The following is a 13,804-nucleotide window of genomic DNA, read 5'->3' as shown; positions in this document are numbered from 1 at the left end:
ACTGGAATGAACGAGGTATCAGCAAAGATTGAGAACCTGTTTAAGAGAATCGTACAAAAAGATCAGCGTATTCACAATGCCTATTTTCTGGTCCATTCAGAAAAATTTGGGATTCACCTGAACCTGGCTGAAGGTTTTACCGGCAACATGTCTGCAAATGGTCAGCAGCGTTATTTAATCGCCAGCATTAGCAAACTTTTTACCTCAGTCCTATTCGCTCTATTTGTAGAGCAGCAAAAGTTAAATTATGACGACCCCATCCATTTATATATCGAACAAGACCTCTTGAACAATCTGCATGTACCCCTCCCGATTATGGACTCCTCAAGAGGTCATTCTCTGGTCTAAAGACAATTTGAAATCATACTTCCCGCCGGGACAGGGCTTTCATTATTCGGACACCGGGTATCATCTATTAGGACTCATTGCCGAAAAAATAACCGGAAACCCACTCTATCAAATATATGAAGAATATTTTTTCAAACCTTTAGGGATGGATCATTCACATATGGTCCATTATTCTGAGCCATTAGTCCAGAGCGAGTACCCCGTTGCCGATATTTACGTTGACACGGTGGTATTAAACAACTACCGAAGTCTCAGCATAGAATTTGCAGGCGGCGGTATTATTTCTACTTCCGATGACTTATTGAAATTTATGAAAGCGCTAGTAAGTAACGAGATCATTAGTGCTGAATCTTTTGAACAGATGAAGGTATGGTCCAAGTTTGCGATGGGGATAGACTACGGATATGGACTGGTCAGATTCCGGACGATCCCCCTCCTCATGCCACCTAAATATAACATCTGGGGAAACTTCGGATCTACGGGATCTTTTCTATTCTATCAGCCGGATATAGATCTGTATCTCATAGGCACATTCAATCAATTTAGAACGACACAAAAGGCAATTCGATTCATGCTCAAGACCATTGATATTGTATCGAAAATGAAATAAATAAATGAATTAGAGCAATTTTCTAACACTTTTATTAAACACTATTTTAATGTTATGAGTTCTGGCCCAATCGGTTAACGCTTTGATGGCTGCATCCTCCTGCTCTATAAATCGAAAACAAAGATCAACAGGATTGCTTCTCTTACCCGCAGGTACAATGCCGATAATCGGTTTAAAATATCCCTGCACTCTAATTTCCTTGATATCCGAAGCCTTGAGTTCCTTGCCCCTAACAGTCAATAATTCTGGACTTATATGCGTGGTAAAAGACTCCATTAACATTCTTCGAATAATGAGGATTATAAGAAGAAAGCAGATGCTAATTATAAATACATTTGTCCAGAAAAAAAACAAATCTAACGGGTCATCTCGATCAATACTTCTCATAAACAACGAATAAAATTGAACTGCCAATATTAAACACATGCTTATAATCATTCCTACTCCTGATGGGTTCTTAGCTTTAAAAATGCGTTCTATATTTATCAGCTCCTATGCTTCGATGTTCTGACCTTTCAAGTGATCATCATGATAAAAAGCATCTTCTATCGAAAATGAAATAATTAGATCCATCTCATAAAATGTTTGTTACTCATCTTTATCTCGTGTCTGCTAGCCCATTCCCTTAATTCCTTGATGGCTGCATCCTCCTGCTCTATAAATCGAAAACAAAAATCTATAGGGGTAATTCTCTTACCCACAGGTATAATGCCGATGAGTGGTCTGAAGTACCCCTGCACTCTGATCTCCTTGATGTCCGAAGGCTTAAGTTCCTTGCTTCTTACTGTCAGTAATTCCGGACTAATCTGCGTGGTAAATGGCTTCATTAACATTCTAGTAATGGTAAGAGTCATAGAAAATAAGCAGAAGCTGATGATAACCACTTTTGTCCAGAAAAATAACATATCAAAAGGATCATCTCGATCGATACTTATCATAAACAACGAGAATAATTGAGATGCAATCAGGAGCAACATGCCTATAATCATCCTAACTCCTGATGGGTTCTTTGCCTTATATATGCTTTCTATATCTCTCAACTCCTCAACTTTAGCTAAAGCCATTTTTTTACCTGCTTATGTGACAGTTTCACCTGATGTTTGCTCGCCCATTCCGTTAATTCCCTAATGGCTTCATCCTCTTGCTCTATAAATCGAAAACAAAAATGAATAGGAGTAATTATTTTACCTATGGGTGTAATCCCGATGAGCGATTTAATGTCTCCCTGCACTCTGATCTCCTTAATATCTGAAGGCTTAAGCTCCCTATTTTTTACTTTCAGCGATTCCGGACTAATTTGCATGGTAAACGGCTTTATAAACATTCTTATAATGGTGAATATCAAAATAGCAAAGAAACAAACTATTAAGAATATTCCAAAATAACTCATAAAAACATCGAAATTATCCCGATTGGTTCTTTCAACAAGGTATAGACGGGAATTTGTTCCAATAAATATTAACATTAATATCATAGTAAAAATTCCTGAAGGATACTTCGCCTTAAAAATACGTTCTATCTTCATCAACTCCTCAGCTTCAATAATCCGATACATTTCGAAGAGTATCTTGATAAAAATTATCTTCTACTATTAGAACACCTCATCCATAACTAATGTTGGTCAGCTAAACAAAAAATCCACGCCCGCTCCGTATTTTCCTGGTATTTCCATCAACCTACTTCCTTCTCCATCTCTTCAATAAAGACAAAAAAGCCAAACAACAGGCCGGGAGCAAAGTCCTTCTCAGCCGGTCATTTGGCAAATGAGATTTTCAAATGAACAAGCGTTTTGTTATAAAAAACCGTAAGGAGATGAAGCGGAATCGGTCGCCCAGAACAGCGATCGATTTTTTGTCTGCTGCTATTCGCATTCACATTTATCATGATTTCGATTGTTTATTTTTCACCCATTCTTTATACTCCGGGAGTGTATATTCATCGGTTTTAACAACGGCCCATGGGTCTGTCTCATGGTTTCGTTGAACGTGTAGACTAATGATAAGCTCCCCTCCAGAAATATCATAATTATCCAATAAGTAAGTAATCTCCGTGTGAACAAGTACAACGGCTTTATTGCTGCCAAGCTTTTTAACTTGAATTCGGTCATTACTCTCTTCGTTATAATTAGCATCCAATAGGTTAAATGATTTTAAGTGATCTAACTCTTGCTGTTCGATATTAATGCCCGTATTCTGATCCATATTAAGTGCTAACTGGGGGAACTGCTTCCATAGAACGTTTATATCTTTTTCAAGGACTGCTTTCGTTCTGAGATGCAAATACTCTCTAACCACCTTGATGTATTCACCCCATTCCGAAGATGAGATGTCCGAAAAATCATCTGTTAATGCACTTGATTTCCCCGCTTCTGAAGGAGCAAATGCTGCGTCAACCTTATTTTCGATGCTCTGAGTTTGTGTACCACCGGTTTCATCGCCGCACCCTATCACAAATGACAGGATCATACACATTACAAAAAGTTTTTTCATAGCTTAAACGACACTCCTTATTGAGATAAATAGCTATATTTCTCCTTTTACTCCTGTTAGGTTTTACTTCATCGCACCCATAATCAAATGTAAATTGTTCTCTTGTTCGTGGGGTTTGAATATGATCATTTTTTGATTAAGGCTGTAATAAATGGCCGTATACTCTGTTCTTATCGTCTTTAAAGCATCTATTGCATATTTCACATTGTAATTAAACTTGAAGTCATTCCCATTTAAGCTCTCAAGCGTGATGTTTTCATCCAAGTTACCATTTTCACTCTGGCAATAGATGTTGATGTAACCGTTTCTTATTTGCATGGTCGTAATAAAACCATTGCCATTGTCGGAGATAATCATCGATCTTTCAAGTGCTCGCAATAGATCTTTAGTAGACACAATGGCTTTGGTGTTGGGTTCCATCGAGATCATTCTTTCTATATCCGGGTATCTTCCCTCTAATGGTGTTACCGCATACGTAAAGGTTCCTTGATTGAAAACAACATGGTGTTCCAGAAAGTCTATACGTACAGGTAGCTCATCTTTTACCATGTTTCTGATCTCTATTAATGTTTTCCCCGAAATGATTCTATTCTCAGAAATATCTGTAGGCAATTGTTCAGTAACTCTGGCTACTCGATGTCTGTCACATGCCGTAAAACAAATAAAATCATCGTTCATTCTTATATGAACCCCAGTTAACAATGGAGTCTCTTCTCTGGTGGAAACTGCATAAATCGTTTGTTGAATCAGGTCTTTCAAGATTTCCCCTTTCATTGTGAACCCTTTACTGCTGTGTTCCATTCTGACCTCAGGATACTCGCTTGCATCCATTCCAATCAATCGAAACTTTGAACTTCCAGATACAATGTTTACACTGGTGTGATCTATTAATTCGACCTCTATGGTCTCTCCATCCATCTTTTTGATGATCTCATGAAATTTAGCAATGGGCAACACAATCGAGCCAGCTTGAATATAGTTAAACTTGTCATTACTCAACTCATATCTCAAAATATTATGAGAGTCGCCGCCTACTAATAAAATCCGCTCCGGTTCTACTGTGATTAGGACTCCGCTAAGTATGGGAATAACTTTGGAGGTGGCTATCCTTGAGATGTGCTGCAGAGGAAGAACCAATGCATCTTTTGCAACTATAAACTTCATCTGGCATCCTCCTGTTATTGGGCTTTCATCTCTAAAGAAAAATTGGAGGACCTGTTCTGCAAAACCCTTTGCTTCACAAAGTCCCCCAATAAATCAACCTCTATATTTCTTTATCTCAAGTCTATTTCTATGTTTCCATGCATAGAAACTGTACATCTGTTCCATGAACTTTGCTAAGTAAAGTGTCCCGCTCTACGAATCCATTCTTTTTGTATACATTTATAGCTCTTGTATTAAAAGTGGCAACAGCCAACCTAAATAGGTCTTGTTTATAACGTTCTTTCATGAATTGCAGCCCATCCGCAACAAATAAACTTCCCTGACCATTTCCGGTCAATGATGGTTTCATACCAAGTCCAATGTCTAGTCGATTCTCTTCTACATATATTCCAGCATCATATCCCCCAGGTAGTCTTGCACTATTACCGCAGCAAAAAAATCCAGCTAACTGATTCTGATGATCAAAAGCACCATAATACTCACCATTCATTAATTCTTCCATGGACTCATCACTTGAATCAAAGTTATAAAAGTCATAGGGCGCTGGATACTCCCATGTCATTATCATCTCAGCCATGTGCTTGGTCATCGGTTTAAAGTTATACATCATTACTGTTCCTTCTCCTTATGTTTGCTTATTCGATATGTTCCTCTGCTAACTGTACGATTTCGATATTCGGATGATGTTCTGCTATCTTTTCCGCTAACGATCTTACCCCAAATATTTCGGTGAAGGTATGGCTGCCGACAATTAAATTCATCTTCACATATTGCGCATATTGTACCGTGTATAAGTTTTTCTCACCGGTAATATACACATCGCATTCTCCGTTAACCGCATCTCGAATTTGGTCTGTGCCATTCCCTGCACCCGTCACGATTCCTACCCGCTTAATGAGCCGATCTGAATTTTTCCACGACTTTACATCTTCATCAAGCACCGTTTTTACTTTATCTACAAACGTCTCAAATGAGATAGGCGTCGTTAGTTCACCTATACCAGGAATACTTCTTCCTTCTTGATGTGATGAGACTTGCACCAGACTCTCCATTCCGAGCTCTTTAAATAACGAGTTACATGTACCAAACGGAGCATAATCCAATGGTAAATGTACAAAAAAATGATTCATTTGGTGTTCCTTCAATAGATGATGACACTCTTCTTTCATGCCATAAACAAAATCCCATGCATCATGATGTGTAAGGAGTAGCTGAACTTTTTTCTCAGCTGCTTGCTGAACAACATCTGGTGTAATGTTAGTCGCATACCCAATACGTTTAATCTCTTCTGGACCGTAGGGATAAAAAGCGTATTCATCTCCTTCTTCAAAAGCCTGAAGCAAATCGCCGAATAGCAATTCCAAAGTTTCCTTCAATTGAACTCTGTTCATTGATCGTCCTCCATCTACTTTCCTGTGCCGAACTCTTCTGCTGCCTTATTAATAACTTCTTGAATAAAGGTTTCCTTACCCGCTGTATATAGAACCCGGTCATGTTTATGTCTAGCTTCGTACCTGCTCGCCATTTCCCCTTACGAAATGACTTGTTCCATTGATTAACTCCCCAATTCAAATGACGGTATAGTGCTCTACTGTTGGAAAAGGATCGTAAAAATGATGAAGCAGCTTCTTCCACTCCCGATATTCCGGGGAACCTCTGAAACCGATAGTATGATCCTCTAAATGCTCCCACCTTACAAGCAATATATATTTATGATCATCTTCTATACATTTTTGTAACTCGTGATTGATATATCCCTTCATGATGGAAATGATGGCTGACGCCTCTTTAAAAGCGGTTTCAAATGTTGGAGTTAACCCGTTCTTAATATGTAATATGGCAACTTCTAAAATCATAGTAAGCCACTCCCTTCTCCATTCACTCTAAAATGACAAACCCAGCCTAGAATTATCTTGAGCTGGGTTTATTTTTTAAAACCGCTATCTTTGGCATTATTTTTTCTTCTTGTGATAGTGATACCCGGTGCATAGTCCTTTTTGTTTTGATTTTGCTGAACATTTATGCCCTCCATTTTTGTCGGTTCTTCCTGAATGTGCGTAAGCAGCAGATGAAGTTCCGACAAGTACGGCTAGTGCTATAAATAGCATTATGATCTTTTTCATGGCTTCTCCCTGTATTTACCCTATGCTTTAGGGTCTATTACAATCCCCACTATTCTACAATATATTCCATATCCAGGATATAGTTTTTTTAAAACTCTTACTCCATTTCATGATTTCGTAATACCATATGTATATGATCTTCCCATGTCCCGTTTATCTTTAAATATTTTTGGGCAAGACCTTCATGATAAAATCCTAGCTTTTGCACAACTTTCAAGGAAGCTTCGTTCCTTGGCATGATATTGGCTTCAATCCGATGAAGTTTTAATACGTCAAACGTATAATTGATCATGCATTTGATCCCCTCTGTCATGTAACCTTGGTTGTTCTCTTCCTGATCCAAACGATAGCCTAGGTGACAAGATAAAAATGCTCCCTTAACAATATTGCTTAGTGTAATGGATCCAATAATTTTGTCCGGTTCATCTATTTTATACATCCATACTTTAACCAGTTGTCCCTTTTCCATATTTAGTTTATCGCTTAAAATTAATTCTTTTTGTGTTTGAGCGGTGTAATAATCGGCGTTTCTAACAACTTCCCACCTTTCTAAAAACTCCTTATTCCTCACGACATAATCCAAGACTTGCATCGCTTTAGATTCGTCAATAGATTTTAGTATTAATCTTTGAGAGTGTAGTTCAATATCCATAATCAGCCTCTTTTCCTTAAGCTCTGAAGTTGAGCAGATTTATTTTCAATGAATGAATCCCATGCTGCAATCTCATCGTTATAACTCGGCCAGTTAGATTGTTTTCGTGACTATATGACAACAAAAAAAGAGCTGATAATAGCTCTTTTTTTGCTTTATTCAACGACGACCTTTAAAAAATACTTTTTCTTCATAATAAAAGGGTATTTACCATTGAATGATTTATCCCATTAGTGGTTACCTAGTTACAGTTCCTTCTTCATGGAGCAGTGTAAGGATATCCAGCGGTTTCTCAAATTGATAAACGGTGAATAATTCGATATGGTATTTTATGCTTGTCTAAGGATTTACTAATAATGAGGTTGAAAGCTTGCTCACCCACTTTGACTAATTGATGATCTACAGTAGAAAGACCTAAAGCGATTCCAATGGGCTGATTCTCTTGTCCAATAATCGCTAGATCATCAGGTACTTTTAGCTGAATTGAAAGAGCGTACTGATAGAAGCCTCCTGCCACCTCGTCTCCATTAGCATAAACGGCCGTTGGACTAGGATTGATGCTTAGCAACTTCTTTGCTGCGTTACTCCCATCCTCCATACTATAACAATCCGAAATGTGAAGCTCCGTTCGTAATTCACCAAACACGTTCTTGTAAGCAGCAATCGTTTGTTGTGTGCTTTTGCTCTCAAGCCCTCTTGCAGTTGTAAAGGCTACCGTTGTATGCCCCTTCTCTTTGAGCAGTTGAAATACATCTAGATAAGATGAATAACGGTCAAGATATGAACATCCTATTTCGGGATGATCGGTATACTCGCATGCAACGATCGTTCCATATTTCGTATAAGGAACAATCGATTCCCAATCATTACTTCGTGAAGTGATGATAATACCGTCTAGCTGTTTATTTTTAAGCATGTTCAAATAACTGATTTCTTTATCTTTATTGTATTTTGTTGGCAGGACCGTAACCGAATAATCCTGTTCGATTGACATATTGAGAACTCCATGCAACAACTGATCGAACGCCTGATTATTGTTGTAAGGCATGATGACACCAATCGTTCTCGTTTCCCTGCGGATTAAATCGATGGCAGCCCGATTTGGTGTATAATCCAATTCATCAATCACTTTCTGAACAGCTGCCCGTTTATCCTCAGATACATACGGATGATTATTAAGCACTCTTGATACAGTCGATACAGATACTCCTGCTTGCTTAGCTATTTCATTAATGTTAGCCATAGGAACCTTCTCCCAATGTAAAAATGATCTGCTTCTACCCTCATATCACTGAATGTCTGATGCCACTTCTATCAATGTAACATAGATGAACCATCTTTGCAGTTTCGCGCACCGAATTATTCTAAACCATGTGTCGGCTCAACATAAAAAACGGGATAAAGCAGTAGCTATTTCTGCTTCATCCCGTTCAACATGATTAAAATTTCCTCAATCACAATTTCCGGTTCATCGTGATGAATATAATGCCCGCTGCGACCAGCAATCCGTTGCTTACTTGACGTTGACAGTCGCTGGAAATCAGTCTGCAGCCTTTGCTCAATTTCCAATATTTCTTGAGAGGGCCATTCCCCGTCCCCCATATCCGGCAAGCCTCGTGTAATAATAGAGAGCGGAATATCGCTTTGCCGGAAATGATCAACGATTTGTTTATAACTCTGTGGTTTATCGATTTTCTCACTATTCAGCATAGGATTCTCGAAATATTCCCTATTTCCAGCAGCCAGCTTTTCTGGCAAAACCTTTTCATACGCTAGTTCTTTATATTCAGGCGCCGCATCAACAAGAACTATGCCGGAAATAAGCTGCGGATAAAGGCTTGCATATAACCTGGCGACTAAACCGCCAAAAGAATGTCCCACCAAAATATAGGGTGGTTCCACGTCAAGTGCCAGCAACAGTTCGGAGAGCTCCTCGACCAGATCATGACAAGTTCGTGGTACGGACGCCGCTTGGCTCCTGCCAACACCAGCTCTGTCATAGGAAAAGGTTGACGTTTCCTGCGATATGCGGTCTTGAACCACATTCCATGTCTCATGGCTATCACCTAATCCGGCGATGAAGATGACGGTTGGTGTACTTTTCCGAAAATATTTACTGTACAGCCTGCAGTTATTATAGGTATAGAGACTTTCCGTATAACTACCGCGGATTTCTGAACCGTTCGTCCCTATCGTTTCATACTTATTACGCATTACATACAGCCTCCATCTAAAAAATCAAGTCATGTAATATATTGTATTATACAACTCAACACGTCATCAATGGGCAGAAAAAATGACTTCTGAATTCAGAAGTCATCTTTTTACTGCCTAGTTTGAGGCCTTTTCAGAAACTTATTAAACGCTAGCCCTTCCCCAAATACGATTAATCCAGTTTTCAAAAAGCCCTACGACTTTATCCAGAAGTAGCCCAGCTACTCCAATAAACAAAATACCAGCCATCACCAAATCAAGTCTCAAAGAATTTCTGGCATCGACAATCAAATAACCAAGACCTGACTGCGTCCCAATCATCTCACCTGCAACAAGAAAAATCCACGCAGTTCCTACAGCAATATGCAGCCCATTCGCAATATAAGGGAACGCAGCTGGAAAGATGATTTTTCGTAATAGCTCAAACTTCTTAATCTCAAAATTTTGAGCAACCTTCAAATACGTCTTTTCAACTTTCCGTACAGCCGCCACCGTCGATAGCAATACTGGAAAAAAGGCGGCGATAAAAATAATGACGATGGCCGGCATATTTCCTATACCAAACCATAGAACAATAAAGGGTGACCATGCAATCGGAGAAACCGGCCTAAGCAGCTGGACAATTGGGTCGATCACTCCCCATAATGCAGGAATTCTCCCAAAAATAAGACCTAAAACAATGGCGGACACAACCGCCGAAAGATACCCTGTCAAAAACCGCATCATACTCACTTGAAAATGAACAAACAAAGTGCCATCTTTAACAAGCGATAGGATTCCCTCCCATACTTGTATAGGTGTCGGAAAAAGTGCCGAATTGTATTTTCCAATCATAATAATCGCTTGCCATACGGCTATTAAAATAACGAAGCCAATGATTACATTCATCACATTTTTTGTTTTTAGCATCATTTTCACATCGCTTTATCGCAGATTAACGGGCAGTAAATCCCCCTATGGTTGATTCACTTTATCAAACAAGGAATTGTCTACAAAATCTGCATAGGATGGCGGATTGTCCTGCAAACCCATCTCAACAAGATTCTTTGTTAACTCCTCGTAGTCTTCTTCATGGATTTTCAAATCATCATAAGCGATCCATTGAAAGGATAAATCCATAACGTCTTTATTCACTTTCATATAATGTGATGACATTTCATGTGTTTGTGCATCCTTTAGCTCAGCTGTTTCACCAGCTTTCACATAATAATCAACCAACTCTTGAGCAATCTTATTTTCTTTGTCAATAAATTCACCGCGCAGCACTAGTGCACAATCAATGGAGTTCTTCCATATCTCATTATCCTGAAAAAGCACCTTCCCTTTATCAATCGCAACTGAAGCTGCTCCAAAAGGTTCTGCGACTACATACCCTGCAATTCTGCCCTCAGCTAGGGCCGCCGGCATTTCAGCTGGCGGAATCTCAACTGGATTTACGTCACTGTATTTTAGTCCATTTTGCTTAAGCATTTGGTATAACAATATATTATGAGTTGAGAACTTATGAGGTATTGCAAAATTTTTGCCCTTTAAATCTGCGACACTGTTAATATCTTTTGCGGCTACAAGTACGTTCCCATCCCGATGGCCTAAGGCGACTGCTTTTAGATCAATTCCTTGCTCTTTCGCCTTCATGGCCAAGGTAACAAGCATGGAAGCCCCGTCAATATTCCCTGTGTTCAGGGCGTCTACAAGTTCGGGCCACGAACCAAATTTCACGAGCTCAAGATTGAAATTGTTATACTTTTCCTGTTCCTTTTCAATGTACAACGGTACCGCATGGGTAATCGGCAAATATCCAATTTTAATCGTTCGTTGTTCACCTTGGGCACTTCCAGAGGATTTGTCGTTTCCTCCCGCCCCACAGGCAGCCAGCGTAAATAGCAAAACTGCAGATAGAAAGAGAAATGCTCCTGATTTAATAATCCTTTTCATGAAGTTCTCCTTTTCGATTAAATATTAAACTCGATTGGTTTGTCAGGTCGACTGAAATGGAATTCCTCAAAAATAACATTCCGATAATGCTGAAAATCACTGTCGCTGCGGTCTCGAGGTTTCGAGAGAGAGATGTTTATCTCTTTATGAATGTGCCCCGGATTGGGATGCATAATAAAAATCCGGTCTGACAAATAAATGGCTTCATCAATATCATGGGTGACCAGAATGGTCGTTGTTTTTTCCTGACGCTGGATACGCAGAAGCTCATTTTGTAAATAGTAGCGATTGAACGTATCCAAAGCTGCAAAAGGTTCATCCATCAATATCAATTCTGGTTGTAGTGCAAGTGCTCTGGCAATGCCCACCCTCTGTTTCATTCCTCCAGACAGCTCATGGGGAAACAGGTTTTCTTTCCCTTGTAATCCCACCAACTCCAAGTAATGAAGTGCCTTTTCCTTTCGTTCTGCAGAATGAAGTTTCAAACCTTCCAGACCTAATTCAACATTTTTAAGAACAGATCGCCAGGGTAGCAGGCCATAATCTTGAAACAACATGATACATTTACGATTTGCCTGATCCACCAACTCTCCGTCGAGTAACACTTGGCCTTTATCGGCTCTTTCAAACCCTCCAATGATATTGAGAAGAGTACTCTTGCCACAGCCGCTTTCGCCTAAAATGGATATGATTTCACCTTGTTTTACTTCAAGCGAGATGTCCGCTAGGACGGGAATTTCTTGATTCTTATTTCTGAAGCTCTTACTCAAATTTTCAATTTTAATAATCTGCGGTTTTTGTAACTCCACTCTTTCACCTCCCCTGATAATCGAGCTATGTAGTCATCTAAAAAATCCAGATCCGATAAAGAGGCTTTACGAAACATTTAAATCCCCATAAGAATAGTATGATTTAATCGATGTAAGTCATTTTATTATACTTTGTTCATTTTTTCAATCATATCGAGAAACTATTTTAAAAAATGCTAAAAAAAGCCGGGAGCTAATGCTCTCCGGCTTTTTGAAGATTATTTTCAATGGGAATCACTTTAATATGTTCAACGCGCTCCCCTGTTCTTTTATTGTAATAAGCGATGCCTACCTCTTCTTCCGTAGTGGAATCAACCAGCTTTTTATAACATTTTTTCAAATTACCGCTACCCCAAATAATAAGAGAATTGAAGACATCCTCTAACTCTTCGCCGCTTTTTGTCAACGTATAACGGTACCGAGGTGGATGCTGAGAATATAGTTCTGCTTTAATAAGTCCTTCTTCTTCTAGATATTTCAGTCTTTCAGATAAAAGATTTGAGGATATTCCATCCAGCTCTTTTTTTATTTCATTAAACATTGTATGTCCGTTCAAAATTTCATGGACAACCAATAAGGTCCAACGATCTCCGATAATATTGAGTGACTGAGCAATGTTGCACGGAATGTTATATCTCGTTTTCATTAGGTAACCCCTCCATTATTTCGTTCATTTTATCATAAAATTAAATATCAAAACAAAGTTGTTTTTTTCAACTGAGTATAATAATATAACTTTAAGTAATCTAAATCTTATAAAAGCGAGGGGTTTACTATGGGACTTTTCTTAATTGAATCATCATTACAAGAAATTGTGTCAACTAAAGATGAATTGAATCAAAAGGCTTCTGCACTTCAAGCGAAACTAAATGAACAAAATTCATCTTTAATCGAACTACAAGTATCGAAAGATTTCTCTCGTTCTTTCTTCATTGTTGAAGCGGAAGATCAAAATACGGCGACTGACATATTGAATGCAGCTGGTATTTCAGTACAACTTGTAAAAGAGGTTCGTCTTGTAGGAAAAGAACTTGAAGATGTGAAGCAGAACAACGATGTGGTGAACTACTTGGTTGAGTGGAATATACCGGAGAATATAACGATGGATCAATATTTGGCTAGAAAGAAAAAGAACTCTGTGCATTATCAAGAAGTTCCAGAAGTAGCGTTTGCAAGAACCTACGTGTGTGAAGATATGACAAAATGCCTCTGCTTCTACGATGCACCTGATGAAGCAGCTGTTAAGCGAGCACGCGAAGCTGTCCAAACACCAATTGATTCGATTACAGAAATTCTTACAGATGAGCGTTGAGCGCATAAGCAGTCCAAATAGAGGCAGTAAATCAGATATCTGATTTACTGCCTCTATTTTCAACAATGTTGCTATTCCTTCGAAAAATTCAATGTCAAAACATGGATTGATGGTTGTTTTTTTCTATACAGTATAATAAAATAACTTA

19 protein-coding genes are annotated in these 13,804 nt (G+C 38.7%); 3 read left to right on the top strand and 16 right to left on the bottom strand.

What is annotated here, in order from left to right; translation table 11 throughout:
- Positions 1 to 6: 6 nt before the first annotated feature.
- Complete coding sequence (locus MNQ98_RS11830; RefSeq protein WP_241933342.1) at positions 7 to 348, top strand: serine hydrolase domain-containing protein; 342 nt, start codon at positions 7 to 9, stop codon at positions 346 to 348.
- Positions 299 to 958, top strand: a complete 660-nt coding sequence (locus MNQ98_RS11825) for a serine hydrolase domain-containing protein (protein WP_241933341.1) — start codon at positions 299 to 301, stop codon at positions 956 to 958. Before MNQ98_RS11830 ends, MNQ98_RS11825 begins: the two co-directional genes overlap by 50 nt.
- Positions 959 to 967: 9 nt before the next feature.
- Here the strand turns inward: MNQ98_RS11825 and MNQ98_RS11820 are convergent, their stop codons facing one another.
- From MNQ98_RS11820 to MNQ98_RS11745, 16 genes are all read right to left on the bottom strand, one after another.
- Positions 968 to 1,234, bottom strand: coding sequence for a hypothetical protein (locus tag MNQ98_RS11820; protein WP_241933340.1), 267 nt, complete (start codon positions 1,232 to 1,234; stop codon positions 968 to 970).
- A gap of 287 nt (positions 1,235 to 1,521) precedes the next feature.
- Positions 1,522 to 2,022 (bottom strand): hypothetical protein, encoded by a 501-nt coding sequence (locus tag MNQ98_RS11815; protein ID WP_241933339.1) that lies wholly within the window; start codon positions 2,020 to 2,022, stop codon positions 1,522 to 1,524.
- Positions 2,013 to 2,483, bottom strand: a complete 471-nt coding sequence (locus tag MNQ98_RS11810; RefSeq protein WP_241933338.1) for a hypothetical protein — start codon at positions 2,481 to 2,483, stop codon at positions 2,013 to 2,015. The genes MNQ98_RS11815 and MNQ98_RS11810 overlap by 10 nt, the downstream gene beginning before the upstream one ends.
- Before the next feature lie 355 nt (positions 2,484 to 2,838).
- Positions 2,839 to 3,447 carry a hypothetical protein gene (locus tag MNQ98_RS11805; protein ID WP_241933337.1) on the bottom strand — a complete coding sequence of 203 codons (609 nt, stop codon included), beginning with the start codon at positions 3,445 to 3,447 and terminating at the stop codon, positions 2,839 to 2,841.
- A gap of 63 nt (positions 3,448 to 3,510) precedes the next feature.
- Positions 3,511 to 4,611 (bottom strand): DNA polymerase III subunit beta, encoded by a 1,101-nt coding sequence (gene dnaN / locus MNQ98_RS11800; protein ID WP_241933336.1) that lies wholly within the window; start codon positions 4,609 to 4,611, stop codon positions 3,511 to 3,513.
- A gap of 127 nt (positions 4,612 to 4,738) precedes the next feature.
- Positions 4,739 to 5,221 carry a GNAT family N-acetyltransferase gene (locus tag MNQ98_RS11795; RefSeq protein ID WP_241933335.1) on the bottom strand — a complete coding sequence of 161 codons (483 nt, stop codon included), beginning with the start codon at positions 5,219 to 5,221 and terminating at the stop codon, positions 4,739 to 4,741.
- Between the two features lie 25 nt (positions 5,222 to 5,246).
- Positions 5,247 to 6,002, bottom strand: a complete 756-nt coding sequence (locus tag MNQ98_RS11790) for a Nif3-like dinuclear metal center hexameric protein (protein WP_241933334.1) — start codon at positions 6,000 to 6,002, stop codon at positions 5,247 to 5,249.
- A gap of 177 nt (positions 6,003 to 6,179) precedes the next feature.
- A complete protein-coding gene (locus MNQ98_RS11785; protein ID WP_241933333.1) occupies positions 6,180 to 6,467 on the bottom strand; it encodes an antibiotic biosynthesis monooxygenase family protein in 288 nt (95 codons plus the stop codon).
- A gap of 96 nt (positions 6,468 to 6,563) precedes the next feature.
- On the bottom strand, positions 6,564 to 6,719 hold the full coding sequence (locus MNQ98_RS11780) for a YHYH domain-containing protein (RefSeq protein ID WP_241933908.1): 156 nt from the start codon (positions 6,717 to 6,719) through the stop codon (positions 6,564 to 6,566).
- 112 nt (positions 6,720 to 6,831) lie between these two features.
- Positions 6,832 to 7,386: a GNAT family N-acetyltransferase gene (locus MNQ98_RS11775; RefSeq protein ID WP_241933332.1), complete on the bottom strand. Its 555-nt coding sequence runs from the start codon at positions 7,384 to 7,386 to the stop codon at positions 6,832 to 6,834.
- A 292-nt stretch (positions 7,387 to 7,678) separates the two neighbouring features.
- Positions 7,679 to 8,629 carry a LacI family DNA-binding transcriptional regulator gene (locus tag MNQ98_RS11770; RefSeq protein WP_241933331.1) on the bottom strand — a complete coding sequence of 317 codons (951 nt, stop codon included), beginning with the start codon at positions 8,627 to 8,629 and terminating at the stop codon, positions 7,679 to 7,681.
- A 167-nt stretch (positions 8,630 to 8,796) separates the two neighbouring features.
- Positions 8,797 to 9,600, bottom strand: coding sequence for an alpha/beta fold hydrolase (locus tag MNQ98_RS11765; protein WP_241933330.1), 804 nt, complete (start codon positions 9,598 to 9,600; stop codon positions 8,797 to 8,799).
- Between the two features lie 144 nt (positions 9,601 to 9,744).
- Positions 9,745 to 10,509 carry an ABC transporter permease gene (locus tag MNQ98_RS11760; protein ID WP_241933907.1) on the bottom strand — a complete coding sequence of 255 codons (765 nt, stop codon included), beginning with the start codon at positions 10,507 to 10,509 and terminating at the stop codon, positions 9,745 to 9,747.
- Positions 10,510 to 10,554: 45 nt separating this feature from the next.
- Entirely contained in the window at positions 10,555 to 11,535 is a 981-nt protein-coding gene (locus MNQ98_RS11755; RefSeq protein ID WP_241933329.1) for an ABC transporter substrate-binding protein, read from the bottom strand.
- Positions 11,536 to 11,552: 17 nt separating this feature from the next.
- Complete coding sequence (locus tag MNQ98_RS11750; protein WP_241933328.1) at positions 11,553 to 12,344, bottom strand: ABC transporter ATP-binding protein; 792 nt, start codon at positions 12,342 to 12,344, stop codon at positions 11,553 to 11,555.
- A gap of 193 nt (positions 12,345 to 12,537) precedes the next feature.
- Positions 12,538 to 12,990 (bottom strand): winged helix-turn-helix transcriptional regulator, encoded by a 453-nt coding sequence (locus MNQ98_RS11745; protein WP_241933327.1) that lies wholly within the window; start codon positions 12,988 to 12,990, stop codon positions 12,538 to 12,540.
- A gap of 129 nt (positions 12,991 to 13,119) precedes the next feature.
- Here MNQ98_RS11745 and MNQ98_RS11740 point away from each other — a divergent pair, with 129 nt between their 5' ends.
- On the top strand, positions 13,120 to 13,656 hold the full coding sequence (locus MNQ98_RS11740) for a DUF4242 domain-containing protein (protein ID WP_241933326.1): 537 nt from the start codon (positions 13,120 to 13,122) through the stop codon (positions 13,654 to 13,656).
- Positions 13,657 to 13,804: the final 148 nt, after the last annotated feature.

It is taken from the genome of Paenibacillus sp. N3/727, assembly GCF_022637315.1.
Lineage (GTDB): Bacteria > Bacillota > Bacilli > Paenibacillales > Paenibacillaceae > Paenibacillus_AQ > Paenibacillus_AQ uliginis.
Note: the sequence above shows the minus strand (reverse complement) of the source record. Positions and strands in the feature narration are given on the sequence as shown.